Consider the following 26,618-nt stretch of genomic DNA (forward strand, 5'->3'; position numbering starts at 1 on the left):
AATTTTCTCTCTGAGTTGAATGACATGGGCTATCATATCGGTATGATTTTCCACTGGCTACCAGTGGATTGGCTGAAAAAACAGCAAAAAAAGGTGCAACTGCCCTATTTATTAGCAGAAAGTAGAGTCCAGACTTGCACTTATCTACGTGGGCAAATAGAGTTAATATTGTGAATGTTTGCCGTGGTGGCAATGTATTAGAACAACAGAGATAGCAATGATGCAGGATTTGCGTCTGATATTAATCGTTGTTGGCGCGATCGCCATAATAGCGTTGTTGTTACACGGTTTGTGGACCAGCCGTAAAGAACGCTCTTCGCTGTTTCGCGATCGTCCAGCTAAACGTGTGAAAAAAGAACGGGAACAATCTCCGCTCGACGATTTCGTCGATGGAGTGGGGGAAGTGCGCGTGCGTCCTGCTTATCCTCAGGATGAACCGACTTTTGGTCAGTATGATGAGCCAGAACAGACTGCACCGCCACGTCAGCCGCAGGGTCAACCTGCGCAGCCAGCGCCTGCACCTGTTGCTCGTCCTCAACAACCGGCTCAGCCGCAGCAACATGCTGTGCAGGATGATCCGTTGCTGAGTGGTTATTCAGCCGCTGAGCCAGCACCTGCACCGCGTCGCGAACCTGTTGCAGATTTTGCACCGCAGGAATATGCGCCTGAATCTACAGAGCATGCGCCAGTTCCGCCGCAGGAAATTCATGCAAACGCGGCACCTGCTGCGAAAGCAGAACCTCAGTCTGCGCCTTTTGCTCCGGCAGAAGAAGCTCCGGCTGAGAAAGCGAAACTGAAAGAGACGGTTCTGGTGCTGCATGTTGCCGCGCATCAGGGTGGCGTTATCGGTGGTGAAGTGCTGTTGAACAGCGTGCTTCAGTCCGGTTTCCAGTTTGGCGCAATGAATATTTTCCATCGTCACGTTAGCCCTGCGGGCAGCGGTCCGGTGTTGTTCAGTCTGGCGAATATGGTCAAACCGGGTTCTTTCGACCCTGACAATATGTCCGACTTCTCCACGCCTGGTGTGACGTTGTTCATGATGGTGCCTTGCTACGGTGACGCGCATCAGAACTTCAAACTGCTGCTTCAGTCTGCCCAGCGTATTGCCGATGATGTCGGTGCGATGGTGCTTGACGATGAGCGTCGTATGATTACGCCCCAGAAGCTCGAAACGTATAAAGCGCGGATCCGCGAGGTCCTCGAAGCGACCGCCTGATACCGGCGTTCGTGAAATACCCTTTCCCCTAACCCCCGCTTGCCGGGGGTTTTTTATCTCCACGGTGAGTCATGGCCACTATCGAAGAACAGATCAATCAATTACGCACTCAGCTGCGCCATCACGAATACCAGTATCATGTTCTTGATGCGCCGGAAGTGCCTGATGCCGAATACGACCGTCTGATGCGTGAATTGCGGGAACTGGAAGCCGCACATCCTGAGCTTATCACTGCGGATTCGCCGACTCAGCGCGTGGGTGCGGCACCGCTGTCTGCTTTCGAGCAAGTCAAACATCAGGTGCCGATGTTGTCACTGGACAACGTCTTCGACGAAGAAAGCTATCTGGCGTTTTACAAACGTGTGCAGGACAGGCTGAAAACGGCTGAGCCGCTGACGTTCTGCTGTGAGCTGAAACTCGATGGTCTGGCGGTGAGCCTGTTGTATGAAAACGGCGAACTGGTGCAGGCGGCCACACGCGGCGACGGGACGACCGGAGAGAACATCACGGCGAACGTGCGGACTATCCGCGCGATCCCTCTGCGTCTGCATGGTGACAATATCCCTGCCCGTCTGGAAGTGCGTGGCGAAGTGTTTATGCCGCAACCGGGCTTTGAGGCCATGAATGACGAAGCGCGCCGCACCGGAGGCAAAGTGTTTGCCAACCCGCGTAATGCGGCTGCCGGTTCCTTGCGCCAGCTTGATCCGCGCATTACCGCCAAACGTCCGCTGACCTTCTTCTGTTACGGCGTCGGGCTGCTGGAAGGCGGCGAATTGCCGCGCAGCCATTATGAACGCCTGCAACAGTTCAAAGCCTGGGGTTTACCTGTCACCGACCGGGTACGTGTTTGTACCGGCAGCGACGAAGTGCTGGCATTTTATCGTCAGGTTGAAGCCGACCGTCCGTCTCTGGGTTTTGATATCGACGGCGTAGTGGTGAAAATTGACTCGCTGGATATTCAGGAAACGCTGGGCTTTGTCGCACGTGCACCGCGCTGGGCGACGGCGTTTAAATTCCCGGCGCAGGAACAAATCACGCTGGTGAAAGACGTCGAGTTTCAGGTCGGGCGTACCGGGGCTATCACGCCGGTGGCACGTCTGGAGCCGGTTCTGGTCGCAGGTGTGATGGTCAGTAACGCCACGCTGCATAACGCCGATGAAATCGAGCGTCTTGGTCTGCGTATCGGTGATACCGTGATTGTGCGCCGCGCCGGTGATGTTATCCCGCAGGTGGTCGGTGTGGTGCTGGACGAACGCCCTGAAAATGCCCGCGAAGTGGTCTTCCCGACGCATTGCCCGGTCTGTCATTCTGATGTCGAACGTGTAGAAGGCGAAGCCGTTGCGCGATGTACTGCGGGCCTGATTTGCAGCGCACAGCGCAAAGAAGCGTTAAAGCATTTCGTTTCGCGTCGGGCGCTGGACGTTGACGGCATGGGTGACAAAATCATCGATCAGCTTGTCGAAAAAGAATATGTCAAAACGCCGGCGGATCTGTTCCGTCTGACGGCGGGCAAACTCACCGGTCTGGATCGCATGGGGCCAAAATCCGCGCAAAACGTGGTGAATGCGCTGGAGAAAGCCAAGGAAACTACGCTGGCGCGATTCCTGTATGCACTGGGTATTCGTGAAGTTGGCGAAGCCACGGCAGCCAATCTGGCAGCGCATTACGGTTCGGTCGAAGCGCTGCGCGTGGCGGATATTGAATCGCTTAAAACCGTGCAGGACGTCGGTGAAGTGGTCGCGAAGCACGTGGTGAATTTCCTGTCGGAAGAACATAACCAGCAGGTAATTGACGAGCTGTTAAGCCCCGAAATCAACATTCACTGGCCACAAGTGCAGGTGATTGTACCGGAAGAAATTGACAGTCCGTTTGCCGGTAAAACCGTAGTATTAACCGGATCGCTTTCGATCCTTTCCCGCGATGAAGCTAAAGACAGGCTGACCGCGCTGGGCGCGAAAGTGTCCGGCAGCGTATCGAAGAAAACCGATCTGGTGATCGCCGGCGAAGCGGCGGGTTCCAAACTGGCGAAAGCGCAGGAGCTGGGGATCGAAGTGATCGACGAAGCGGAGATGATCCGCCTGCTGGGTGAATAAACGATGGAAAAAGAAGATCTGATCCAGATTGCTAATAGGGTGATGCCGTTCGGTAAATATGCCGGACGGGTGCTGATCGACTTGCCGGAAGAATATTTGCTGTGGTTTGCCCGCAAGGATGAATTTCCACAGGGAAAACTGGGTGAGCTAATGCAACTGACGCTGGCAATTAAAAGCGAAGGATTGCAGAGTCTGATCAATCCGCTGCGCCGCAACGGCCCCGGACTGGGCGGTACCGACGAGTAAACATTTTTTACAGAGCAAAGGCGCGGATATCAGCGCCTTTTTCTTTTGGTTTTCTGCGAATCTTATTCCGTCACAGGCGTTTGCTTCAGCGCCGCTTCCCGCTGTTTTCTCTGGTAGCGTTTCGCCAGAACTGCACAGGTCATCAGCTGAACCTGATGGAAAATCATCAGCGGCAGCACCATCATACCAATCGCGCTGACCGGGAACAGAATGTTCGCCATCGGGATGCCGTTCGCCAGACTTTTCTTCGAGCCGCAGAATACGATAGTAATCTCATCGGGTTTACTAAAGCCCATCCAGCGTGCCATGTAAGTGTTGATCACCAGAATAAAGGCCAGCAACACCAGACTGAACACCACGATAAACAGCAGCGAACCGATACCTACCTGGTGCCAAATCCCCTGCGTGACCGCTTCGCTGAACGCGGAATAGACCACCAGCAGAATTGATGTCTGGTCAGTTTTGCCGATCATTTTACGGTGACGCTCTACAAAGCCGCCGATCAGCGGGCGTAACAGATGTCCGGCGATGAACGGCACCAGCAGTTGCAGCACGATATGCCCGACCTGTGCCAGACCATTGCCGGTTTCACCCTGAACGTGCATCAGCAAACTGACCAGCAGCGGCGACACAAAAATCCCCAGCAGGCTGGACGCCGACGCGCTGCATACCGCTGCCGCAACGTTCCCGCCCGCCAGTGAAGTGAACGCAATCGCCGACTGCACGGTGGCAGGCAGAATACACAGATACACAAAGCCGCTGTATATCTGCGGGCTGACATCCACCGGATGCCACCACTGGAACAGCAGGCCCAGGATCGGGAACAGAATAAAGGTGCTGAACATCACCCAAAGATGCAGCCGCCAGTTATTGCTGCCCTGAAAAATCGCCTCGCGGGAAAGCTTGGCGCCATGCATAAAAAACAGCAGGCCGATGGCGAAAATAGTCAGGTTATTGAAGAAGGCCACAAACATACCGCTGGCCGGAAAAAAGGTGGCCAGCAGAACGACGGCGATGAGTGTCAGGGTAAAGCGATCGGGTAAGAAGCGCATAACATGTCTCGAAGAGTTATTTCTGAATGCAGTTATTTTGTGCCTTTGCGGTACAATTAAAAAATTGATTTATTTAATCCATTAATGCAAAAAATTCATGAATTATTCCCTCAGACAACTTCGTGTATTTGTGGCGGTTTCGCGCTACGGCAGCTTCAGCCGGGCAGGCGAGGCCATTGGTTTGAGTCAGTCGGCAGTCAGTCACAGTATGAAAGAGCTGGAAGCCGAAATGGGTGTGCGGTTGCTGGACCGGACCACGCGTGAAGTCGCGCTGACTGACGCCGGTCTGCGGCTGGCCAACCGTGTCGAACCGCTGCTCGATGAACTTCACGCCATGTTGCTCGATACCCGCAGTTTCGGCACGCAGCACAATGGCCGCGTGCGGATTGCTTCCAGCCAGACCATTTCCGCTCAGCTGATGCCGCAATGTATTGCCAGCGGTGCGCTGCAATATCCCGATATCCGGGTGCTGTTACGTGATCAGGCCCAGCAACTGGTGCTGAACAGCGTGAGAAATGCGGAAGTGGATTTCGGTATTGTTATCGATCCTGGTGAAAGTACCGATCTGGATTGCGAGCCGGTACTGCACGAACCCTTTCTGTTGCTGTGTCGCGAAGACCATCCCTTTGCCGCCCGCGCTGTAGTCGAATGGCTGGCGCTTAACGGCTGCAAACTGGTTTTGCAGGATTACGCTTCCGGAAGCCGGATGCTGATTGACGGCGCGCTGAAAGCGCAAAAAGTGAAGGCGGAAATTGCGCAGGAGATTGGTCATCCGGCGACATTATTCCCGATGGTAGAAGCGGGGATTGGGATCAGTGTAATACCCGCGCTGGCGCTGCCCATGCCGCAGGGGAGCCGGCTGGTTATCAAACCCCTGGTGCCGGAAATTAATCGTGTGCTGATGCTGGTGAAACGCAAAAACCGGTCTTTATCCCCTGCCGCGCAGGCCATCTGGCAGGTCGTGAAAGAACAGGCGGCAGTACTGAGTGAAAAGCGCAGCCAGCAGGGCGTGTACGGATCCTGACGTCTTGCCGGCTGTTTCGGGCACTATCTGTAATCACATATATGCGATTACACGTAAATGTCGATAGCGTTGGTGTCCGAAGGTTTATTAACACCTACTTCTTTCTTCGCTTCGGCAGCGGCCTGCTGTTGTTGCTGCTGCTGAAGTGCCTTCTGGGCCTGCTGCTGTTCGATTTGTGCAATCTGCTGTTGCAGCATTTCGATTTGCTGTTGCAGAAGTTCCTGTTGTTGCTGAACGTCTTCAGAACTGCCGCCTGAGCTGCTCAGGTTTTTCACCTGTTCAGTCAGTTTGGCAATCTGTTTAGTCAGCTGAGCAATCTGGCTGGCACTGCCGGAGTCACCGGAAGACGCCGTGCTGACCGAACTGCTGGTGGCGCTGATAGTCGTCATAAAAGCCTCACTGTGTGGGAATCAAAATTTTTTGCACGTAAGGGTGCTTAACAGGTATCGGCGGCGCGCTGTGAGGCTTTACCTGCTTTTCATATTCCTTACAGATTTAACGATTTTCTTTCGATCAAAGCCTGTATCTGTAGCTTCGGCCAGCGTTCCAGCCAGCCTTTACCGCTGACGCGCTGTGCAAAAACGCTCGCAATCGCATGGCGCGGGTTGGGTGTGATAGTAAAGGTAAACAGCGGTTCCAGCCCGAGCGGGGCGTTCAGCTCAATTTGTCCGGCGGCACTCATTCTGGCGGCCACAGCGGTTTCCACCTCGACCCAATGACTGATGGCTTCCGCGCTGGATACATAAGGCGTGTGCCCGTGACGCTCATGCATACGCGCCTGATTTTTTACCGACCAGGGTAAATCAGGGGATTTCTCCCGCAGAAGTTGCTCGTAGCGCTCATCCGCAGCAACAGAACAATCCTCAGGATTAAAATACACCACGTCGATATCGTTAAGCGGCGTGGCATTTTTATACCCGTGCAGCCGGTCCCAGACCAGATTACGGACGAATCCCGCCGCCAGCCAGGCGTCATTCAGCCTCAGTTCGCTGGCCTGCATCAGCGCCTGCAGGTGCAACGGTTCTTCCCTGAGCCAGGTGATAATTTGCTGTTCCCGATTGATCACGTGCAGTTCTCCTTTTTGTGCTGCCCAAATTGTAGCGTCATTTTGTGAAGTTTTAACAACGCACCTTTTCGGGCGCGTGTCTTTTATGTCACGCGCCAAAATGAAGCAAATCACGCGCGAAAGTCGCGCCAGACCGCAGCGGCTCGGGGTTTCTGAAGTGGTACAGCCTTTGCAACAACCTGCCTGACACTATTGCATTATCACCGGGCAGGGGATCATTTATGCAAACCACGAAAGTCACACCCGTTTTAAAACGTACGCTGGGAAGTTTTAAACTCTGGGGTATTGCCGTCGGGCTGGTTATTTCCGGCGAGTATTTTGGATGGAGTTACGGCTGGGCGCAGGCGGGCACCCTCGGCTTTCTGATCACTGCGCTGGTGATCGCTGCAATGTATTGCGCATTTATTTTCAGTTTCACCGAGCTCACCACTTCTATACCTCATGCGGGCGGGCCTTTTGCCTACGCATACCGCGCCTTCGGGCCAACCGGCGGATTTGTTGCCGGATTTGCCACGCTGGTGGAGTTTGTTTTCGCGCCTCCGGCGATTGCCATGGCGATCGGCGCGTATCTCAACGTCCAGTTTCCGTCGATTGAACCGAAATGGGTGGCGGTAGGCGCCTATGTGGTCTTTATGGTGCTCAATATTCTGGGCGTCAGTATTGCCGCGACGTTTGAACTGCTGGTCACATTGCTGGCGATATTCGAACTGCTGGTCTTTATGGGCGTAGTGGCGCCGGGCTTTGAAATGTCTAACTTTACTCACGGCGGTTGGGCGGGGAGCGATACCTTTAGTCCGGCGGCGTTTTCCGGCATTTTTGCGGCGATCCCGTTTGCCATCTGGTTCTTCCTGGCGATTGAAGGGGCGTCGATGGCGGCCGAAGAAGCGAAAGACCCGCAGCGCACCATTCCGAAAGCCTTTATCGGCGGTATTCTGACCCTGACTGTTCTGGCGCTGGGCGTAATGCTGTTTGCCGGTGGGGTGGGCGACTGGACCAAACTCTCTAATATCAACGACCCGTTACCGCAGGCAATGAAAATGATTGTCGGCAGCAACAGCGGCTGGCTGCATATGCTGGTCTGGCTGGGGCTGTTCGGCCTGATTGCATCATTCCACGGCATTATCATGGGCTACTCGCGGCAGATTTTTGCACTGGCGCGGGCAGGATATCTACCCAAGCGGCTGGCAAGCGTCAACGCTCGTTTCCAGACGCCGCATCTGGGCATTATCGCGGGAGGTGTGGTCGGCATTGCCGCGATTTTCTCAGATTCACTGATCGTGATTGGCGGGCAACCGCTGACGGCGAATATCGTCACCATGTCGGTATTCGGCGCGATTGTGATGTACATCATTTCGATGGCGGCGCTGTTCAAACTGCGTCGCAGCGAACCTAATCTGATCCGGCCTTTCCGTGCGCCACTTTATCCTTTTGCTCCTGCGCTGGCGCTGGTTCTGGCGGTCGTCTGCCTGATAGCTATGATTTACTACAACACCTTACTGTTTCTGATCTTCGCCGCCATGATGCTGCTGGCTTATGCGTGGTATCGCATCACCCATCAGGCACGGACGGATGCGGCGGAAGATCCGCAATTACGCGGCCTGCGACCGGTGCCTGCAAAAAGTGGTAAATAATCCGGCGAGCTAAGGAGTGATATGTTTCAGACGACCTTAAGTCACCGTAGTTATCAGTTTGCGGATTTACGCGAACTGATGGCGAAGGCGTCGCCCGCGCGGTCGGGGGACTATCTGGCGGAAGTGGCTGCTGCCAGTGCAGAAGAACGTATGGCAGCCAAAATGGCGCTGGCCGATGTGCCGCTCAAAACGTTCCTGCAACAATTGCTGGTGCCCTATGAAGACGACGAAGTCACGCGCCTGATTGTTGATACTCATGATGTCGCGGCGTTTGCCGCGATTTCCCATCTTACCGTCGGGGATTTTCGTGACTGGCTGCTGAGTGAAAAAACCGACAGTCATGTACTTGCGGCGGTCGCCCGTGGGATCACGCCGGAAATGGCGGCGGCAGTCAGCAAACTGATGCGTAATCAGGACCTGATCCTGGTGGCGAAAAAATGCCGGGTGATCACTAAATTCCGCAATACCATCGGGCTGCCGGGGCATATGAGCGTGCGCCTGCAACCCAACCATCCGACCGACAATTTACAAGGGATTGCCGCCAGTATGCTCGATGGTTTGCTGTATGGTTCCGGCGATGCGGTAATTGGCATTAATCCTGCCAGCGACAGTTTGCCCCTGCTGGAAAATCTCAATTACATGCTCGATGACGTTATCTCGCGCTTTGAAATCCCCACGCAGTCCTGCGTGCTGACGCATGTTACCAACACCATCAAGCTGGTGGAGCGCGGCGCGCCGGTGGATCTGGTTTTCCAGTCGATAGCCGGTACCGAAGCAGCAAACAGCGGTTTTGGTATTAATCTGGCATTGCTGGCAGAAGCACAGCAGGCGGCGTACAGCCTGAAACGCGGCACGCTTGGCGACAACGTGATGTATTTCGAAACCGGGCAGGGCAGTTGTTTATCCGCCAATGCGCATTTCGGTGTCGATCAGCAGACCTGCGAGGCGCGCGCTTACGCCATCGCCCGGCATTTTTCGCCGTTGCTGATTAATACCGTGGTCGGCTTTATTGGCCCGGAATATTTGTACGACGGCAAACAAATCATCCGTGCCGGGCTGGAAGATCATTTCTGCGGCAAACTGCTCGGTGTACCGCTCGGCTGTGATGTTTGTTATACCAACCACGCCGAAGCCGATCAGGATGATATGGACACTTTGCTGACGCTGCTGGGTACCGCCGGACTGACGTTCCTGATTGGCGTTCCGGGCGCAGATGACATCATGCTTAACTATCAGAGCACCTCATTCCATGACGCGTTGTACATCCGCGAATTACTCGGGCTGAAACATGCACCGGAATTTGCCGTCTGGCTGGAGAAAATGAAAATCATCGATCCGCAGGGCGCTTTACAGGATACCCGTGCGTCCCATCCGTTGTTGCGTCAGTTACCGCAACTGAGCTGAGGTCTTTGCTGATGAATAAAGAAAAAGGGCAGGGATTATCACCGCTGGTGCATAACAACCCGTGGGAGACGCTGCGTCAGTTTACCGCCGCGCGTATCGCGCTGGGTCGCACCGGGTCGAGTTTGCCCACGGGCGAGTTGTTACGCTTCGGTTTAGCGCATGCGCAGGCGCGTGATGCGGTACATCAGCCTTTTGACAGTCAGTCGCTCGAACCGGAACTTTTTGCGCTCGGGCTGGAAACCCTGACGGTCGCCAGCGCGGCACCGGACAGAGCGACTTATCTGTGCCGCCCAGATCTCGGGCGCAAACTATCCGAAAGCAGCCGTCAGGCATTGCAGCGGCTGAAGGCAGAACCCGCCGACGTGGTGCTGGTGATTGCTGACGGTCTGTCATCGAAAGCCGTACACCGGCAGGCCGTGCCGCTGATTGCGGCGTTAATGCCGTATCTGCGCACGCTGGAGCTGAAATTGGGTCCTGTGGTGCTGGCGCATCAGTCGAGGGTGGCGCTGGGCGATGATATTGCGCAGGCGATGAAAGCCAGAGCCGTGGCGATTTTGATCGGCGAGCGGCCGGGATTGTCATCGCCCGACAGTTTAGGGATTTATATGACCTGGGGACCGCATACCAAAAGACTGGAATCGGAGCGAAATTGTATTTCGAATGTGCGTCCGGAAGGGCTGAACTATCCGCAGGCGGCTTTTAAACTGGCGTGGCTGCTCGAACAATCATTCCAGCGCAAATTGTCAGGGGTGAATCTGAAGGATGAAAGTGATAACACAGCGCTGCACAATAAAGTCGTGCCGATGTTTAAGTTGGAATAGGGGGAGAGAAAAGGGTTACCGGAGTACAGATGCGAAAAAAGCGCCTAAAGGCGCTTTTCTCTGAATTGGTGGGCCGTGCTGGATTCGAACCAGCGACCAATTGATTAAAAGTCAACTGCTCTACCAACTGAGCTAACGGCCCGCAGAAGTGGTGGGCGATGACGGGCTCGAACCGCCGACCCCCTCCGTGTAAAGGAGATGCTCTACCAACTGAGCTAATCGCCCACTTCTGGGTACTTCCCCATGTAAGAAGAAACTTGCTGAGAAATGGTGGGCGATGACGGGCTCGAACCGCCGACCCCCTCCGTGTAAAGGAGATGCTCTACCAACTGAGCTAATCGCCCATTTCTCAATTCTTCTTACTTATCACAACGCGGCACTCTTAAAGAGTGGTGGGCGATGACGGGCTCGAACCGCCGACCCCCTCCGTGTAAAGGAGATGCTCTACCAACTGAGCTAATCGCCCCCGTCGTGATGGAGTCGCATTATAGGGATACTTGAAATTACGTCAACGCTTTTTAAAAACAAAAATGATCGTTCGGCTTATTTTTAGACAACATGACGCGTTTCTCGCCCGCGTAGCCGATTCTTTACGCATTCATGGCCTTAAACCCTGCGACTGCCTCTGGTTGTGCGTTGAGGAATCAGGGCAGAGTGGTAGAATGTCAGCCACTTTTTGTTAATTGATAGCGACGTTTTCCGGCGTTGCGTTATTAAGGTTGCACCCAGATGAAAATCAAAACCCGTTTTGCCCCAAGCCCGACCGGCTATCTGCACGTCGGTGGCGCCCGTACCGCGCTTTATTCCTGGCTCTTTGCCCGCAATCTGGGCGGCGAGTTTGTGCTGCGTATCGAAGATACTGATCTCGAGCGTTCGACCCAGGAAGCAATCGACGCGATTATGGATGGCATGAACTGGCTGAATCTGGACTGGGATGAAGGCCCGTATTTCCAGACCAAACGTTTTGACCGCTACAACGCAGTGATTGATGAAATGCTGGAAAACGGCACCGCGTATAAATGCTATTGCTCTAAAGAACGTCTGGAAGCGCTGCGCGAAGAACAAATGGCCAATAACGAGAAGCCTCGTTATGACGGTCGTTGCCGCGACAGCCACGAACATCATGCTGCGGATGAGCCATGCGTGGTGCGTTTTCGTAACCCGCAGGAAGGGTCAGTCATCTTTGACGACCAGATCCGTGGTCCTATCGAATTCAGCAATGATGAGCTGGACGATCTGATCATCCGTCGTACCGACGGTTCTCCGACCTATAACTTCTGTGTTGTGGTTGATGACTGGGATATGGAAATCACTCACGTGATCCGTGGCGAAGACCATATCAACAACACTCCGCGTCAGATCAACATACTGAAAGCGCTGGGCGCACCGGTACCGGTTTACGCGCACGTTTCTATGATTCTGGGTGACGACGGTAAAAAACTGTCTAAACGTCATGGTGCGGTCGGCGTGATGCAATATCGCGATGACGGTTATCTGCCTGAAGCGCTGCTGAACTATCTGGTACGTCTGGGCTGGTCTCATGGCGATCAGGAAATTTTCAGCCGTGACGAAATGAAAGCGCTGTTCTCACTGGATAACGTCAGCAAATCTGCCAGTGCGTTCAACACTGAAAAACTGCAATGGCTGAACCACCACTACATCAATACGATGGATCCGCAGTATGTGGCGACTCATCTGTTGTGGCATGTTGAGCAGGCCGGGATCGAAACCCGTAACGGTCCGCAGCTGTTTGAAATCGTGACCCTGCTGGGCGAGCGCTGCAAGACGCTGAAAGAGATGGCAGAGTCCTGCCGTTACTTTTACGAAGATTTTGCTGAGTTTGATGCCGATGCGGCGAAAAAACACTTACGCCCGGTTGCACGTCAGCCGCTGGAAGTGGTGCGCGCCAAACTCGCTGCCATCACTGACTGGACTGCAGAAAACATTCATCACACCATTCAGGGCACAGCGGATGAGCTGGAAGTCGGTATGGGCAAAGTGGGTATGCCACTGCGCGTTGCGGTAACAGGCGCTGGCCAGTCTCCGGGCGTGGATGTCACCGTTCATGCTATCGGTCAGAGCCGTGTGCTGGCGCGTATCGATATGGCGTTAGCCTTTATTGCTGAGCGTGAAACACAAGCTCAGTAATCGCCGTCAGATAGCGATAAAAAAGCCAGCGCGGGAAACCGGCTGGCTTTTTTGCTTTCTGCGAAACGCTCGCGTGAAAAACGTCTTAATTAACGTTGTTCAGTTGCGGGTGCCTGTGCGGTCGGGCGGTAGGCGAGGAAGTACATCAGTCCTACAAAGCCAGCGCCGCCCACTGCGTTACCGAGGAATACTGCCGCGAAATTCGGGAAATACTGAGACCAGCTCAGCGCACCGGCAAAAATAGCTGCTGGTACGATGAACATATTTGCCACCACGTGCTGGAAGCCGATCGCCACGAATGCCATGACCGGGAACCACATACCAATCACTTTTCCGCCGACTTCTTTACTGGCGAAGGCCAGCCAGATTGCCAGACACACCAGCCAGTTACAGCCGATACCGGAAATAAACGCGTGCATGAAATCAGCGTTCACTTTCGCGGTGGCGGTTGCCACGGTTTTGCTCAGGAAGGCACCTTCCGTCAGACCGAGAACGTGACCGAAGAAATAGGCCACTGCCAGGCTGCCCAGCAGGTTAGCGATGGTCACCCAGAACCAGTTACGCAAAACAGCGTAAAGGCTTATCTGACGCGCGAACCAGGCGATAGGTAAGGTCATCATGTTACCGGTCAGCAGCTCTCCCCCTGCTAACACGGTCAGAATAATACCTACCGGGAAGACAGCCGCGCCCAGTAAGTTGCTAAATGATCCCCAGGATGCAGGTAACGTCCCTATTACGTGCAAATCCAGCAGGAAACCGGTGGCGATGAACGCGCCAGCCAGAAAGCCCAAAATTAACAAATTCAACACGGAAGCATGGCTTTTATTAACGCCCGCCGTGACAGCGATGGATGCGATTTCTTTAGGTGAATACAAGGACATGAGATTGCTCGAAGTAGTAAGTTATGATTATTGCGCGAGCAGTCTATTCTGAGAATTATCTCAAAACAAGACGATTTTCATAGTCTGCTAACATTCCATTAATCATTCAGACATAGATGTTAAGAAAATGCTTAGCGAGATCAGAAAGCTAGAGAAAATGCGGGCTGAGGGGCAAATTGTAAAACAATGCATCACACCAAAAATTTCCGTCAGGGCAGAGGTTTTTTCCCTGCAAAATGGGGTATTTGGCGGCTTTTTCAGCGCTTGAATTGAGAAACGGATTTAGCCGTTGACAGGGGTAGCGACGTTTCATATTATGCGCCCCGTTCACCCGTTTTTACGGGCGTGAATTGGGGGTATAGCTCAGCTGGGAGAGCGCTTGCATGGCATGCAAGAGGTCAGCGGTTCGATCCCGCTTATCTCCACCAACTTCCTTTCCAGAGTAAGTTGGCTGTTTCCTTCCCAAAGGAAACTAATAGAAAATGTGTACGACCTCGTGTGGGGGTATAGCTCAGCTGGGAGAGCGCTTGCATGGCATGCAAGAGGTCAGCGGTTCGATCCCGCTTATCTCCACCAAATATTAAAGAAACCCGCTTCGGCGGGTTTTTTGCTTTCTGAGGTTTGTCATTTCTCCCTCCTCCTATCTGTTGAGCAGCACTGGATCGCAGGCATAAAAAAACCCGCCGAAGCGGGTTTCTTTGTCGTTCTGTAGCTTGCTTACTTACGCCAGTACCAGACCCGCGATAGAAGCAGACAACACGCTGACCAGCGTTGAGCCGTACAGCAGTTTCAGGCCGAAGCGTGAAACCACGTTGCCCTGGTGTTCGTTCAGGCCTTTGATAGCGCCGGCAACGATACCGATAGAAGAGAAGTTTGCGAAAGACACCAGGAACACGGACAAGATGCCCACGCCGCGTGGTGACAGTTCGGTCGCGACTTTCTGCAGGTCCAGCATGGCAACGAATTCATTGGAAACCAGTTTGGTTGCCATGATGCTGCCGACTTGCAAGGCTTCGTGGCTCGGTACGCCCATCATCCATGCGAATGGATAGAAGACATAACCCAGCACGCCCTGGAAGCTGATGCCGAATACGACGTCGAACAACGCATTCAGGCAGGAAATCAGTGCGATGAAACCAATCAACATGGCTGCAACGATGATAGCCACTTTGAAACCGGCCAGGATGTATTCACCCAGCATTTCAAAGAAGCTCTGACCCTGGTGCGTGTTACCGATTTGCAGGTCTTCTTCTGAATCAACTTTATAAGGGTTGATTAACGACAGTACGATGAAGGTACTGAACATGTTGAGCACAAGCGCAGCAACAACGAAGCGCGGTTCCAGCATGGTCATGTACGCACCCACAATCGACATAGAAACCGTCGACATTGCTGTGGCTGCCATGGTGTACATACGTTTTTCAGACATTTTGCTCAGAATATCTTTATACGCGATAAAGTTTTCTGACTGACCCAAAATCAGGGAGCTGATGGCGTTGAAAGATTCCAGCTTTCCCATGCCATTAATTTTCGACAGAACCGTACCGATAATACGGATGACGAAAGGCAGTACGCGAATGTGCTGTAAAATACCGATCAGTGCAGAGATAAACACGATCGGACACAAGACTTTCAAGAAGAAGAACGCTAATCCTTTATCGCTCATGCCTCCAAATACGAAGCCGGTCCCTTCCGCAGCGAATCCTAATAATTTCTCAAACAAGTCTGAGAAGCCTTTCACAAAACCTAAACCTATAGAAGAATTCAGGAAGAAATAGGCTAATAAGACTTCGATGACCAAGAGCTGAACAATGAAACGTAAACGGATATTCTTCCGGTCACGGCTCACCAGTAAAGCGAGTGCAGCGACAACGGCCAACGCTAATACAAAGTGCAATATTCGGGACATGGGTGCTCCAAATTAGAGGCAGGCTATATTTCGACGGACATTTTATGTAACGCGTACATTTAAAACGTGAAGTCGATAGCAAATATAGAAATTACAGACACGAATTGCAACAAATCGTCGGCCATCACACAAAAAATCAAGATGTTAAGAAAACTAAGCACAATTGGCATTCTTATGCTAATTTTACAATGTGCCGTAATGCGTTCTAAATCTGGCCAGTTAATGTCTGTTTTTGGAAAGTGCGCTGCGATTTGCTTTCATAAGCTGACCAGCGAATAACCTCTCAGTTATCACCTTGCCGCTTACTGCTACTGCCTATCAGAGCCATCACTCAGATCTTTCTAAATGCACTTGATAATCATTATCAGTTGGATATGATTGATGTAAGCGTAACAATAGTAAGGGTTAACAGAATATGCTCAACAGCAGGGCCGAATCTACAGGCCGCGCCGCCAGAAAGATGAAACTTTCACTGATGGGGCCAGCTTTCATTGCCGCCATCGGTTACATCGATCCGGGCAACTTTGCGACGAACATTCAGGCCGGTGCTTCCTATGGCTACCAGTTGCTGTGGGTGGTGGTCTGGGCCAACATCATGGCGATGCTGATCCAGTTGCTCTCTGCCAAACTGGGTATCGCCACCAGCAAGAATCTCGCCGAACATATCCGCGATCGTTTCCCGCGTCCTGCCGTCTGGGCTTACTGGGTGCAGGCGGAAATCATCGCGATGGCCACCGATCTCGCTGAATTTATCGGTGCGGCGATCGGCTTCAAATTACTCCTTGGTGTTTCCCTGTTGCAGGGTGCGGTGCTGACCGGTATCGCTACTTTTATTATTCTCGGATTGCAAAAACGCGGGCAAAAGCCGCTGGAGCTGGTGATCGCCGGTCTGCTGCTGTTTGTCGCAGCGGCTTATATTGTCGAATTGTTCTTCTCGCAGCCAAGTATGCTGGCGCTCGGCAAAGGGATGCTGATCCCGTCGCTGCCAACCGCAGATTCTGTCTATCTGGCCGCCGGTGTTCTCGGTGCGACCATCATGCCGCATGTCATTTATCTGCACTCTTCACTGACTCAGCGGGGCGGCAAGGCATCTAAAGCGCAGCGATATTCTGCCACCAAACTGGATGTCGGCATCGCCATGACCATCGCCGGTTTTGTGAATCTGGCGATGATGGCGACAGCTGCCGCAGCGTTCCATTTCAGCGGACACAGCGGAATAAGCGAACTCGATGAAGCCTATCTCACTCTCCAACCCTTGCTAGGTCACGCGGCTGCCACTACTTTTGGTCTGAGCCTGGTCGCTGCCGGTTTATCTTCGACCGTCGTCGGCACGCTGGCCGGACAGGTCGTCATGCAGGGCTTTGTGAAATTCTACATTCCACTGTGGGTGCGCCGTACAGTGACCATGATGCCGTCATTTATTGTGATTCTGATGGGATTAGATGCGACGCGCATTCTGGTGATGAGTCAGGTATTGCTGAGCTTCGGGATTGCGCTGGCGCTTTTACCGCTGCTGGCCTTTACCGGCAACCGCAGCCTGATGGGCGATATGGTCAACACCAAAACGGTACAGTGGGCGGGGCGGCTGATTGTACTGATTGTCGTCAGTCTGAATCTCTATCTGCTGATCGGCATGCTCAAATAACGCAGAGTTAATGCGGATGGAAAAAAAACGGGACAGTTTGCGCTGTCCCGTTTTCGTTGGTGTTATTCCGGTATTCAGTGGTGATGATCGCCATGCCCGCCATGATGATCATCGTGCCCGCGACCGTGCCCCCGGTCATGTCCGTGATCACGTCCGTGGTCATAATGCGGACGCCCGTGATCGCCATGATAGTAACGTGGCGGCGGTGGCATCGGACGACGCGGCGGATGACGTTGATCCCACCAGCCCTGATCGCGCCAGCGGTAACCGTCCCAGTAATGTCCACGCGGGCCACGATATCCATAATGGTGACCGCGATAGCTATTCCACCAGCCAGGATCGCGCCAGTCATATCCATCCCAGTAATTACCACGACGGTCGCGGTCACCGATATTGATAGAAAGACCCGGAGTATTCAGACTGAAGCTGCTGGCCTGCACGGCAGGTGCCGCGGCAGGGAGCAAGGCGAACAACAACGTTCCCAGTAATATTGGCTTTAGCATAAGTGCCTCCTGAGCCTCTTATAACTTCTTATAAATTATGCTGACAGTTATAAGCGGAAGAGGGGCGTCATTCTATTGCTTACAATCCTGTTTTGAATGATTTACGCGCCTTAACGGATACCTTACGTTTCCTCCATAAAGGCGCGTTTTTTACTCAGCCAGGTAAGCGTTTACACTAAAATACCTTCGATCGCCGCCAGCTCTTCTGCGCTGAACTGACGGTTGGCAACCATGCCCACCGCATCATCAATCTGGCTGGTTTTACTGGCACCAATCAGCACTGAGGTCACGCGGTCACCGCGAAGAACCCACGCCAGGGCCATCTGCGAAAGCTTCTGACCGCGCGCCTGCGCAATCTCATTGAGCTTACGCACCTTCTCCAGCTTTTCTTCGGTCAGCTGATCGGTAGTCAGGAATTTACTGTCGCTGGCGGCACGTGAATCTTGCGGAATACCCGCCAGATAACGGTCCGTCAGCACACCGCCCGCCAGTGGCGAGAAAGCGATAGAGCCGACGCCGTTATCCGCAAGCGTATCCAGCAGACTCGCCTCAACCCAGCGCTCAAACATAGAATATTTCGGCTGATGGATAAGGCATGGCGTGCCGAGATCTTTCAGAATTTCGAACGCTTTTTTGGCGCGATCGGCAGGATAATTCGATAAGCCGACGTACAGCGCTTTGCCCTGGCGCACAATTAAATCCAGCGCTGCCATGGTTTCTTCCAGCGGTGTGTCCGGATCAGGGCGGTGGTGGTAGAAAATATCCACATATTCCAGACCCATACGTTTCAGGCTCTGGTTCAGGCTGGCCACCAGATATTTTTTCGAACCCCAGTCACCATAAGGCCCGTCCCACATGGTGTAACCGGCTTTGGAAGAGATAATCAGCTCATCGCGATAAGGCAGCAAATCTTCCTGCAGGATGCGGCCAAAATGTTGTTCCGCAGATCCCGGAGGAGGGCCGTAGTTATTGGCGAGGTCGAAATGGGTGATCCCGTGGTCGAAAGCATGGCGGAGCAGTTTCCGGCCATTCTCAAAATGGGCGTTATCGCCGAAGTTATGCCACAGACCGAGTGAAACGACAGGCAGTTTCAAACCGCTCTGGCCACAGCGACGGTATTCCATATTCTCGTAACGATTTGGACTGGCTTGATACACCATGTGAGTCCTTATAATAAATTCAGGAGTGAACAGAAGGTTATAAATGTCATAGAAAAGCGGTTTTAGTGTATGCGCTTTCACAAGCATTTCCAGCTATTCAGATCACATCCGGAACAATCCTTAAGTTCAGGGCTATTGATTACCGTGACTATTCTTGCTGCGTATTACCGTAACTGCTGAATAAAATCCCCTGCGTTAATCCGGTGCAGAGCTGTAACTCTGCGTTTCCATGCTTTATTTCGCATAACAAATGTCCTATTCCCATTTTTGGAGTAATACTTCAGTTAGTGGGATTAACTGTTTGTCTGATTTTTAACAGAGGATCGTCATGGAAAATGAATACACAGTAGGTGACTATCTCTTAGATCGCTTGTCATTTAGCGGGATCTACGAATTGTTTGGCGTGCCGGGTGATTACAACCTGAAATTTCTCGACAGCGTCATCAGTCATCAGCAAATCACCTGGATTGGCTGCACCAATGAATTAAATGCCGCTTATGGCGCGGACGGCTATGCGCGCATCAAAGGGATTGCGGCATTGCTGACCACCTTTGGCGTCGGCGAGTTGAGTGCGCTGAACGGCATTGCGGGCAGTTACGCCGAATATGTGCCGGTGGTGCATATTGTGGGCGCACCGGCGCTGGCGTCACAGCGCAAAGGTGAGTTACTGCATCACACGCTGGGCGATGGCGAATTTTGCCACTTTATGCGGATGTCAGAACAGGTCAGTGTGGCGCAGGCTTCGCTGACGCCGGAGAATGCGCTGGCCGAAATCGACCGCGTAATCGAAGAGGTGATGACCACCTCGCGTCCGGGTTATCTGTTACTGCCCAGCGACGTCGCCGCACTGGCGGTCAGCACCCGGGCGCATCCGTTGTCCGCCAGACAGCCGCCTTTCTCGCCTTCTTCTCTCGAAGCTTTTGTTGCCGCCGCTGAAAAACAATTGCGGGGTGCCCAACGCGTTTCATTACTGGCAGATTTTCTGGCTGACCGTTTCAAAGTGAAAAAGGCGCTGGAACAATGGATGGAAGACGTGCCACTGGCGCATTCAACGCTGCTGATGGGCAAAGGTTTATTCAACGAACAGCAGGCACATTTTGCCGGGACTTACTCGGGCGCCGCCAGTGCGCCGTCGACCAGAGAAGCGATTGAAGGGGCGGATGTGGTGATCACGGTCGGCGTGAAATTCACCGACACCATCACCGCCGGATTTACCCAGCAGCTTCCGGCCGGAAAATGTATCGACCTTCAGCCCTTTTTTGCCCGCGTGGGCGACCAGATTTTCCATCAGCTTCCGCTCGAAAAAACGGTCAGCGTGATGCACCGCCTTACCGCCGAACTGGGCTGTGGTAAGACGCCTTACGCCGTGAAACGCAATACGTTGCCTTTGTCGCACGACACCAGCCTCGGGCAATATGCCTTCTGGCAACAGATACAGGATTTCCTGCAACCGGGCGACGTGCTGGTTGCCGAGCAGGGCACCGCCTGTTTTGGCGCAGCAGCGCTGAATTTGCCGCAAGATTGCCAGTTCGTCGTCCAGCCTTTATGGGGATCCATCGGCTTCACGCTGCCCGCCGCATTTGGTGTGCAGATTGCCGTACCGGATCGCCGCGTGGTGTTACTGATCGGCGACGGATCCGCGCAGCTGACACTTCAGGGATTAGGCGCCGCCATCCGTTATGGACTTCCGCCGATTATTTTCGTGATTAATAACGACGGTTATACCGTCGAGCGGGCAATCCACGGAGAGACCCAGCGCTACAACGATATTGCGCAGTGGAACTGGACGCAGTTCCCTGCGGCATTTGGCGGCAAAGAAGTGTTCAGCGCACGGGCCGATTCGCCGCAGGCGCTGAAAGACGCGATTGAAAAGGCCACCGCCCGGCGGCAGATGGCCTGGATAGAAGTTATTTTGCCGAAAATGGATATTCCTGAGTTGCTGAATTCAGTGACGAAATCACTGGCGAAGCGTAACTCAGGGCAGTAAATCGGTTTCCGGTGACGGCGGTTCCATCAGCTGGTCGATGAACCAGCAACCCGCCGGACCGGGCTGATTGTTCTTGCTCCACACCGCATCCACCGAAATCTGCTTAGGCCAGCCGCGCAGTGGCACGCTGACCAGTTTGTCATGTCCGAACTGCTTCACCAGCCAGTGGGGCAGCGTTGCCCAGCCAAATCCCTGTTCCGCCATTTCCAGCAGCATCAGATAACTGGGCGCTGACCAGATTTGCCCCTGCGCCCGGGGCATCTCCCGTCGGCTGTAAGGTTGCAGACAGAGCTGGCGAAAGGTGTTCAGTTGCTCGGGTTGTAACTCCGTCATTTTTGCCAGCGGATGTTCACGGCTGCAAAATATCGACATATCTGTTTGTTCCGGCAAACGTGCCACGCCAATATCCGGCGGATAACTTGCCTGAACTTCCACCATGCCGATATGCGCGCGCCCCGACTGCAACAGGTCGATTACGTCCTGATCTTCAGCAATCTGACATTCAAATTCGATGTCCGGATACCGGCGTTCAAAGCGACGCAGCAGCGCCTCGTGATGGGTCGGCTGATAGGTATCGGAAAGCACAAACGTCAGGCGGGTTTCTACCTGCGTCGATAACCGCACTGCCAGTTCGTCGAGCCGTTCGCTGGCGGCCAGAATCGCCTGAACGTGGCTCAGCACGCGCTGCCCGGCAGGTGTCAGCACCGGATGGCGGCTCTTGCGGTCAAATAATGTAACGCCTAAATCCACTTCCAGATTGGCAATCGCCGTGCTGACGGTGGACTGACTTTTGCGCAGTTTGCGCGCCGCCGCCGAAAACGATCCGGCATCGGCGGCTTCGACAAACGCTATCAGGGCTTCGGGGGAGTAGCGCATAAGGTTTCCTGTGATTTCAATCCATCTATTTTATCGATACTTTCTATCTTTAACCTATCTTATTTAGTGATGATAATGACTGCCTGTGACAGCCGTCACTTAGAAGTTAACGTAACAATAATCAGGAATCAGGCAGGTTTTTATGTCTAAGCAAACACGGAATATCTCTCAGAAAACGTTCGGCGAACGCATCTTCCATGCGGTAGGTTTTGAAACCCTCGCTGTTCTGATTTCAGCACCTGCCGCAGCCTGGGCGCTGAACAAACCGGTCTGGGAAATGGGCGCACTGGCCATCATGTTATCGACGACAGCGATGGTCTGGAACATCGTCTACAACAGCCTGTTCGATAAATTTTGGCCGGTTTCCCGCGTGGTACGGACATTTAAAATCCGCGTGGCGCACGCGCTGGGCTTCGAAGGCGGGTTCATCATGATGGGTCTGCCGATTGCCGCGATGTGGTTGGGTATTGGCCTGCTAGACGCCTTTATGCTGGAGATCGGGTTCTTCCTGTTCTTCCTGCCGTATACCGTGGTGTACAACTGGGTGTACGACACGCTGCGTCAGCGCTGGATGAACCGTCGTATGGCCACAGAAGATTGCCCGGCTAAACACTAATTCGCAAGGCTGCAAGCTGCATAAAAAAGGCCGCTGACATTTTCTTTGTCGGCGGCCTTTTTGTCGGTTATGGTTCTGCCATCCGGAAAAATACAGGGCGTAAAGATGAAAACGTTAGGACTGATTGGTGGCATGAGCTGGGAATCTACGGTGCCGTATTACCGAATGATCAATGAGCACGTGAAACAGCAACTCGGCGGCCTGCATTCGGCCAAACTGTTTCTCTACAGCGTCGATTTTTATGAAATCGAAAAGCTGCAAATGGCCGGTGACTGGCAGCAGGCGGGCGAAATTCTCGGTAACGCCGCAAACTCACTGGCGCGTGCAGGCGCGGATGTCATCGTCGTATGTACCAACACCATGCATAAAGTGGCGGACGATATCGAACGTATCAGCGGCCTGCCGCTGTTGCATATCGCTGATGCGACAGCAGAAAAAATCACCGGGCAGGGGCTGCGCAAAATCGGCTTGCTCGGCACGCGTTTTACGATGGAACAGGATTTCTATCGCGGACGTTTGCAGGATAAACATCAGATTGACGTGGTGACCCCGGATGAGGCCGACCGGGCGACCGTTCACCGCATCATTTATGAAGAGCTGTGTCTGGGCATGATTAAGGATGATTCCCGCGAGGAATATCGCCGGATTATTGGCAAATTAGAACAGCAGGGGGTTGAAGGCATTATTCTCGGCTGTACCGAAATTACCCTGCTGGTCGGTGCAGAAGACGCAAGTGTACCGGTCTTTGACACCACCGCCATTCATGCGCTGGCGGCGGCGGAATTTGCTTTAGGGCAGGATTAATCTTCTTCCAATGTGGGACGATTCAGCCGCTGTTTTGCAACCTGCATCAGCGGCTTTCCGGCCAGCATCAGCCAGGCTGGCAGCATCACGATGCACAGCAACGGCAGCAGTTTTAGCCCCGGCACCACGGCAGCGGCCATAAACAGACTCAGCCAGCCATCGCGCGTCACCACCAGCACCATCCCCATTACCGCACAGGAAACCGTCACTGCTGCGGGCACGTCGGGCGCGTACTGATGCAGCATCAGGCCGAGTGAAACCCCGACAAATACCGCCGGGAAAATACGTCCGCCACGAAAACCGCAGGCGGCAGCGACCACTAACGCCGCGAGTTTGGTGAGCGTGATCGCCAGCAGCGGCCCCATCTCAAACAGCTGGTTGGAATGTGCCAGCTCTTTCATTTCATCGAGGCCTTTGAACAGCGTGATTTCTCCGCCGATCAGCGCCAGCAAACCCAGCACAAAACCGCCAAGACCGAGGCGCAATATCGGATTCTTGATCGTATTGAACAGGCGGTGAACGTGCGGGAACAGCCAAACGGCGATCATTCCCAGTGCGATAGCAATAAGCACCACGACAGAACCGCTGAAAATGTCAGCCAGGCTGGAGGAGTCATAAGATGGAATGCTGAGTGAGAAATCCGGCTGGAAGAACTGATCGGTCGTCAGCGCACCGGCACCTGCGGCAAGCAAAGGTGCGAACAGGCGATCCCACAATTGCACATCTTTATTATTGCCAAGCGTTTGCGAGAAAATTAGCGCCGCCGCGACCGGTGTGCCAAACAGTGCGCCGATGGTACCGGCAGCCGCCAGAATAACCCAGTCAGTGGTTGGCACTTTGGGCATCAGTCGCGTACCTATCCATGCCACCAGCGCAATATTAATCACCGTAATCGGATGTTCCGGCCCGAGGCTCACTCCCCCGGCCAGTCCGAGCATCAGCGCCAGCGCCAGACCCGGCAACGCATTCACTGCCACCGGCGCGCCGATCAGCGATTCCGTGGCGGGATCCGGCCCCGCGTGACCTGGCATATACTTGATCAGTGCACCGACCCCGACACCGGTCAGCGTCAGCATAAATAATGTCCAGCTGGCGGACTCTGTATTGATCTGTAAAACCTCGGGAATGTGTTCCCACAGCAGGTTTTGCAACGCACCGGCAATCATCATGACAAAGACCAGAATCAGGCTGGAAAGCACCCCGATAATGACTGCGGGCAGGGCGAAAGCCAGCATAATTCTGGCGCGGGGATGAAACATGCAAGAATTTCCTTATTTATAGTTTTCGCTTTGCTTGCCCTAATAGCTTAGATGAATCCTGGCAAAGTCTGTTTACTGGTTGTCGACATTATTTCGTGTGATGTGCCGCATAAATGTGCGCGGGTTCAAAACTGCGTTGCAGCGTATAGCAATTACCGCTATTTTGCCCACACCAAACTGTAAACTTTGCCCAACGGGCGGGGTTTCGCCAGTCGCTTTAATTGATGATGACAGCTTACATCAGGGAGGCTGGCAGCGTACTCTTTAGTGCAGCTTTGATGGCGCGGATGCGCAGCATAACGAATTTACTTTTGCGGAGAATAACATGACCAAATACTCCCTGGTGGGCGATGTCGGGGGCACCAACTGCCGCCTGGCGCTTTGCGCTTTGGACAGCGGCGAGATTTCGCAGGCGAAGACCTTCTCCGGGCTGGAATACGACAGCCTCGAAGCCACAGTCCGTGAGTATCTCTCTGAGCAAAAGCAGGAGATTGAAGATGCCTGCATCGCCATTGCCTGTCCTATTACCGGCGACTGGGTGGCAATGACTAACCACACCTGGGCATTCTCCATTGCAGAAATGAAGAAAAGTTTGGGTCTGCAACATCTGGAAGTGATCAACGATTTCACTGCCGTCTCGATGGCGATCCCGATGCTCAAAGAAGAAGATCTCTTGCAGTTTGGCGGTAAAAAAGCGCAGGACGGCAAACCGGCAGTGATTTATGGCGCGGGTACCGGGCTGGGTGTCGCGCATCTGATCCACGCCAACAAGCAGTGGTTGAGCCTGCCGGGCGAGGGCGGTCATGTTGATTTTGCACCGAACAGCGAAGAAGAAGACATTATTCTCGAGCAGTTGCGTACAGAAATGGGGCACGTGTCCGCCGAGCGTATTCTGTCCGGTCCGGGGCTGGTGAATCTTTATCGCGCCATCGTGAAATCAGATAAGCGTGTGCCGGAAAACCTTAAACCAAAAGACGTGACCGAACTGGCGCTGTCGGATGAAAACGTCGATTGCCGCCGCGCGCTGTCATTATTCTGCGTGATCATGGGCCGTTTTGGCGGCAATCTGGCGCTAAACATGGGGACATTTGGCGGCGTCTACATCGCCGGTGGCATCGTTCCGCGCTTCCTCGAATTCTTCAAAGCGTCCGGTTTCCGCGCCGCGTTTGAAGACAAAGGCCGTTTCAAAGATTACCTGATGGATATACCTGTATTCCTGATCACGCACGATCAGCCAGGGTTGTTAGGTGCAGGGGCGTACTTACGTCAGTCGATCGGTATGACTATCTAATTCCCCTTCGTCCTTGAAGCTGCAGCGGCGTTGGCTGCGCTCGAAGAACCGAATCACTGACATCAGTCAGCTCATCGGGGGCTTCTCCCTTGCCGCCTTGCTGCAACTCCAATGACTTAGCGGAAGTATCGGGCTTTTTATTTTTAAAGAGCCCGACATCAAAACCGCATTAACTGTCTGAATTCTTTCACCTTGCTGCGGCTCACCGGCACTTCGAAATCCAAATCACTTAAGCGCAAAATATAGGTGTTGTTGAACCACGGCACGATCTCGCGGATTTTCGACAGATTCACGCAATATGAGCGATGGCAGCGGAAAAAATGCTCCTCCGGCAGGCGGTTGCACAATTCAGTGATGTTCATCGGCATGGTGAATTCTTCTTTGCGGGTATATACCTGCGTCACTTTTTCCTGCGCGGCGGCGTAATAAATATCGTTGATATCAGTAACGATAATTCGCTCGTCTTTGATCAGATTAATGCTGTGACTGACCCGCTGGGTGTTGCCCGCTACCGGCTGGCTTCCTTCCTGTTTATCACCAGCCTCTTTAGCAGCCAGTTCTTTATCACGACGAAAATGTGACTCCAGCTTTTGCAGCATGGTGACAATGCGCGACTCGTGATAGGGCTTGAGAATGTAGTCAAACGCTTCGATTTCAAAGGCTTCGGCAGCATGTTCTTTGTAGGCGGTGATGAACACGATATAAGGCTTATGGGCAAATTTACTGATATTTTGCGCCAGTAAAACGCCGTCGAGCGACGGGATGCTGATATCGAGAAAAATTGCATCCACTTCATGTGATTGCAGATATTTAAGCACGTCCAGCCCGTCGTCAAATATCGCTTCGACCTGAATGCTGCTGTGTGTATTAATCAGATAACTCAGCTCTTCCTGAGCCGGTACTTCATCTTCGACGATAATTGCTTTCACTGAATTATCTCCCGGTGCGGTGGCCCGAAATGCGGGCGGGTAAAACAAAATAAGCGT

Annotated in this window: 22 protein-coding genes, 6 tRNA genes and 2 pseudogenes; 15 read left to right on the forward strand and 15 right to left on the reverse strand. The window is 53.4% G+C overall.

Annotated features, from left to right (window positions below):
- Window positions 1-217: 217 nt before the first annotated feature.
- The 3 genes from zipA (at window position 218) to J1784_RS13905 (ending at window position 3,555) form a co-directional block, all read left to right on the forward strand.
- Window positions 218-1,216, forward strand: a complete 999-nt coding sequence (gene zipA / locus J1784_RS13895) for a cell division protein ZipA (RefSeq protein ID WP_217149723.1) — start codon at window positions 218-220, stop codon at window positions 1,214-1,216.
- Window positions 1,217-1,287: 71 nt separating this feature from the next.
- Window positions 1,288-3,309, forward strand: a complete 2,022-nt coding sequence (gene ligA / locus J1784_RS13900; protein WP_217149724.1) for an NAD-dependent DNA ligase LigA — start codon at window positions 1,288-1,290, stop codon at window positions 3,307-3,309.
- A gap of 3 nt (window positions 3,310-3,312) precedes the next feature.
- Window positions 3,313-3,555 (forward strand): DUF3820 family protein, encoded by a 243-nt coding sequence (locus J1784_RS13905; protein WP_217149725.1) that lies wholly within the window; start codon window positions 3,313-3,315, stop codon window positions 3,553-3,555.
- Between the two features lie 62 nt (window positions 3,556-3,617).
- On the opposite strand, the gene J1784_RS13910 is transcribed toward J1784_RS13905, so the two are convergent.
- Complete coding sequence (locus J1784_RS13910) at window positions 3,618-4,607, reverse strand: bile acid:sodium symporter family protein (RefSeq protein WP_217149726.1); 990 nt, start codon at window positions 4,605-4,607, stop codon at window positions 3,618-3,620.
- Between the two features lie 97 nt (window positions 4,608-4,704).
- Between J1784_RS13910 and J1784_RS13915 the strand changes: the two genes are divergently transcribed.
- Window positions 4,705-5,631 carry a LysR family transcriptional regulator gene (locus J1784_RS13915; protein ID WP_217149727.1) on the forward strand — a complete coding sequence of 309 codons (927 nt, stop codon included), beginning with the start codon at window positions 4,705-4,707 and terminating at the stop codon, window positions 5,629-5,631.
- A gap of 47 nt (window positions 5,632-5,678) precedes the next feature.
- On the opposite strand, the gene J1784_RS13920 is transcribed toward J1784_RS13915, so the two are convergent.
- Both J1784_RS13920 and J1784_RS13925 read right to left on the reverse strand, forming a co-directional pair.
- Window positions 5,679-6,020: a FlxA-like family protein gene (locus tag J1784_RS13920; RefSeq protein WP_217149728.1), complete on the reverse strand. Its 342-nt coding sequence runs from the start codon at window positions 6,018-6,020 to the stop codon at window positions 5,679-5,681.
- Between the two features lie 98 nt (window positions 6,021-6,118).
- Complete coding sequence (locus tag J1784_RS13925) at window positions 6,119-6,694, reverse strand: nucleotidyltransferase family protein (RefSeq protein WP_217149856.1); 576 nt, start codon at window positions 6,692-6,694, stop codon at window positions 6,119-6,121.
- Window positions 6,695-6,918: 224 nt separating this feature from the next.
- Here J1784_RS13925 and eat point away from each other — a divergent pair, with 224 nt between their 5' ends.
- Genes eat through eutC form a run of 3 tightly spaced genes read left to right on the forward strand, consistent with a single transcriptional unit; the run spans window position 6,919 to window position 10,553 of the window.
- Window positions 6,919-8,328, forward strand: a complete 1,410-nt coding sequence (gene eat, locus J1784_RS13930; protein ID WP_217149729.1) for an ethanolamine permease — start codon at window positions 6,919-6,921, stop codon at window positions 8,326-8,328.
- Between the two features lie 21 nt (window positions 8,329-8,349).
- The gene (locus J1784_RS13935) at window positions 8,350-9,732 is read left to right on the forward strand and encodes an ethanolamine ammonia-lyase subunit EutB (RefSeq protein ID WP_217149730.1); all 1,383 of its coding nucleotides are present in this window, start codon (window positions 8,350-8,352) and stop codon (window positions 9,730-9,732) included.
- An 11-nt stretch (window positions 9,733-9,743) separates the two neighbouring features.
- Window positions 9,744-10,553: an ethanolamine ammonia-lyase subunit EutC gene (gene eutC / locus J1784_RS13940; protein WP_217149731.1), complete on the forward strand. Its 810-nt coding sequence runs from the start codon at window positions 9,744-9,746 to the stop codon at window positions 10,551-10,553.
- A 66-nt stretch (window positions 10,554-10,619) separates the two neighbouring features.
- On the opposite strand, the gene J1784_RS13945 is transcribed toward eutC, so the two are convergent.
- The 4 genes from J1784_RS13945 to J1784_RS13960 form a co-directional block, all read right to left on the reverse strand.
- Window positions 10,620-10,695 (reverse strand) — tRNA-Lys (locus tag J1784_RS13945).
- A gap of 7 nt (window positions 10,696-10,702) precedes the next feature.
- Window positions 10,703-10,778 (reverse strand) — tRNA-Val (locus J1784_RS13950).
- A 43-nt stretch (window positions 10,779-10,821) separates the two neighbouring features.
- Window positions 10,822-10,897 (reverse strand) — tRNA-Val (locus J1784_RS13955).
- A gap of 46 nt (window positions 10,898-10,943) precedes the next feature.
- Window positions 10,944-11,019 (reverse strand) — tRNA-Val (locus J1784_RS13960).
- A 263-nt stretch (window positions 11,020-11,282) separates the two neighbouring features.
- On the opposite strand from J1784_RS13960, the gene gltX reads away from it, so the two are divergent.
- Window positions 11,283-12,701, forward strand: coding sequence for a glutamate--tRNA ligase (gene gltX / locus J1784_RS13965; RefSeq protein ID WP_217149732.1), 1,419 nt, complete (start codon window positions 11,283-11,285; stop codon window positions 12,699-12,701).
- A gap of 89 nt (window positions 12,702-12,790) precedes the next feature.
- Here the strand turns inward: gltX and J1784_RS13970 are convergent, their stop codons facing one another.
- Window positions 12,791-13,582 carry a formate/nitrite transporter family protein gene (locus J1784_RS13970; RefSeq protein WP_217149733.1) on the reverse strand — a complete coding sequence of 264 codons (792 nt, stop codon included), beginning with the start codon at window positions 13,580-13,582 and terminating at the stop codon, window positions 12,791-12,793.
- A 352-nt stretch (window positions 13,583-13,934) separates the two neighbouring features.
- Between J1784_RS13970 and J1784_RS13975 the strand changes: the two genes are divergently transcribed.
- Together J1784_RS13975 and J1784_RS13980 are read left to right on the forward strand one after the other, a co-directional pair.
- Window positions 13,935-14,010, forward strand: a tRNA-Ala gene (locus J1784_RS13975).
- Between the two features lie 72 nt (window positions 14,011-14,082).
- Window positions 14,083-14,158, forward strand: a tRNA-Ala gene (locus tag J1784_RS13980).
- 145 nt (window positions 14,159-14,303) lie between these two features.
- Here the strand turns inward: J1784_RS13980 and J1784_RS13985 are convergent.
- Entirely contained in the window at window positions 14,304-15,491 is a 1,188-nt protein-coding gene (locus J1784_RS13985; protein ID WP_112290733.1) for a NupC/NupG family nucleoside CNT transporter, read from the reverse strand.
- 415 nt (window positions 15,492-15,906) lie between these two features.
- Between J1784_RS13985 and J1784_RS13990 the strand changes: the two genes are divergently transcribed.
- Window positions 15,907-17,136 (forward strand): Nramp family divalent metal transporter, encoded by a 1,230-nt coding sequence (locus J1784_RS13990; protein WP_217149734.1) that lies wholly within the window; start codon window positions 15,907-15,909, stop codon window positions 17,134-17,136.
- 74 nt (window positions 17,137-17,210) lie between these two features.
- Here J1784_RS13990 and J1784_RS13995 read toward each other — a convergent pair whose 3' ends face one another.
- Both J1784_RS13995 and mgrA read right to left on the reverse strand, forming a co-directional pair.
- Entirely contained in the window at window positions 17,211-17,639 is a 429-nt protein-coding gene (locus J1784_RS13995; RefSeq protein ID WP_217149735.1) for a DUF2502 domain-containing protein, read from the reverse strand.
- Between the two features lie 170 nt (window positions 17,640-17,809).
- Entirely contained in the window at window positions 17,810-18,799 is a 990-nt protein-coding gene (gene mgrA / locus J1784_RS14000; RefSeq protein WP_217149736.1) for an L-glyceraldehyde 3-phosphate reductase, read from the reverse strand.
- A 328-nt stretch (window positions 18,800-19,127) separates the two neighbouring features.
- Here mgrA and J1784_RS14005 point away from each other — a divergent pair, with 328 nt between their 5' ends.
- Entirely contained in the window at window positions 19,128-20,786 is a 1,659-nt protein-coding gene (locus J1784_RS14005) for an alpha-keto acid decarboxylase family protein (protein WP_217149737.1), read from the forward strand.
- Here the strand turns inward: J1784_RS14005 and J1784_RS14010 are convergent.
- The gene (locus tag J1784_RS14010; RefSeq protein WP_217149738.1) at window positions 20,775-21,662 is read right to left on the reverse strand and encodes a LysR family transcriptional regulator; all 888 of its coding nucleotides are present in this window, start codon (window positions 21,660-21,662) and stop codon (window positions 20,775-20,777) included. The genes J1784_RS14005 and J1784_RS14010 overlap by 12 nt on opposite strands.
- A 142-nt stretch (window positions 21,663-21,804) precedes the next feature.
- On the opposite strand from J1784_RS14010, the gene J1784_RS14015 reads away from it, so the two are divergent.
- Both J1784_RS14015 and J1784_RS14020 read left to right on the forward strand, forming a co-directional pair.
- A complete protein-coding gene (locus tag J1784_RS14015; protein WP_217149739.1) occupies window positions 21,805-22,278 on the forward strand; it encodes a multidrug/biocide efflux PACE transporter in 474 nt (157 codons plus the stop codon).
- A 105-nt stretch (window positions 22,279-22,383) separates the two neighbouring features.
- Entirely contained in the window at window positions 22,384-23,082 is a 699-nt protein-coding gene (locus tag J1784_RS14020; protein ID WP_217149740.1) for an aspartate/glutamate racemase family protein, read from the forward strand.
- On the opposite strand, the gene J1784_RS14025 is transcribed toward J1784_RS14020, so the two are convergent.
- Entirely contained in the window at window positions 23,079-24,341 is a 1,263-nt protein-coding gene (locus tag J1784_RS14025) for an ion channel protein (RefSeq protein ID WP_217149741.1), read from the reverse strand. The genes J1784_RS14020 and J1784_RS14025 overlap by 4 nt on opposite strands.
- 325 nt (window positions 24,342-24,666) lie before the next feature.
- On the opposite strand from J1784_RS14025, the gene glk reads away from it, so the two are divergent.
- Complete coding sequence (gene glk, locus J1784_RS14030) at window positions 24,667-25,632, forward strand: glucokinase (protein ID WP_217149742.1); 966 nt, start codon at window positions 24,667-24,669, stop codon at window positions 25,630-25,632.
- A 158-nt stretch (window positions 25,633-25,790) separates the two neighbouring features.
- On the opposite strand, the pseudogene J1784_RS26895 reads toward glk, so the two are convergent.
- Window positions 25,791-26,117 (reverse strand): annotated as a pseudogene (locus J1784_RS26895) (LytTR family DNA-binding domain-containing protein); the annotation flags it as partial.
- 92 nt (window positions 26,118-26,209) lie between these two features.
- Window positions 26,210-26,561, reverse strand: a pseudogene (locus J1784_RS26900) (response regulator); the annotation flags it as partial.
- Between the last annotated feature and the right edge of the window lie 57 nt (window positions 26,562-26,618).

It is taken from the genome of Rahnella ecdela (assembly GCF_019049625.1).
Lineage (GTDB): Bacteria > Pseudomonadota > Gammaproteobacteria > Enterobacterales > Enterobacteriaceae > Rahnella > Rahnella ecdela.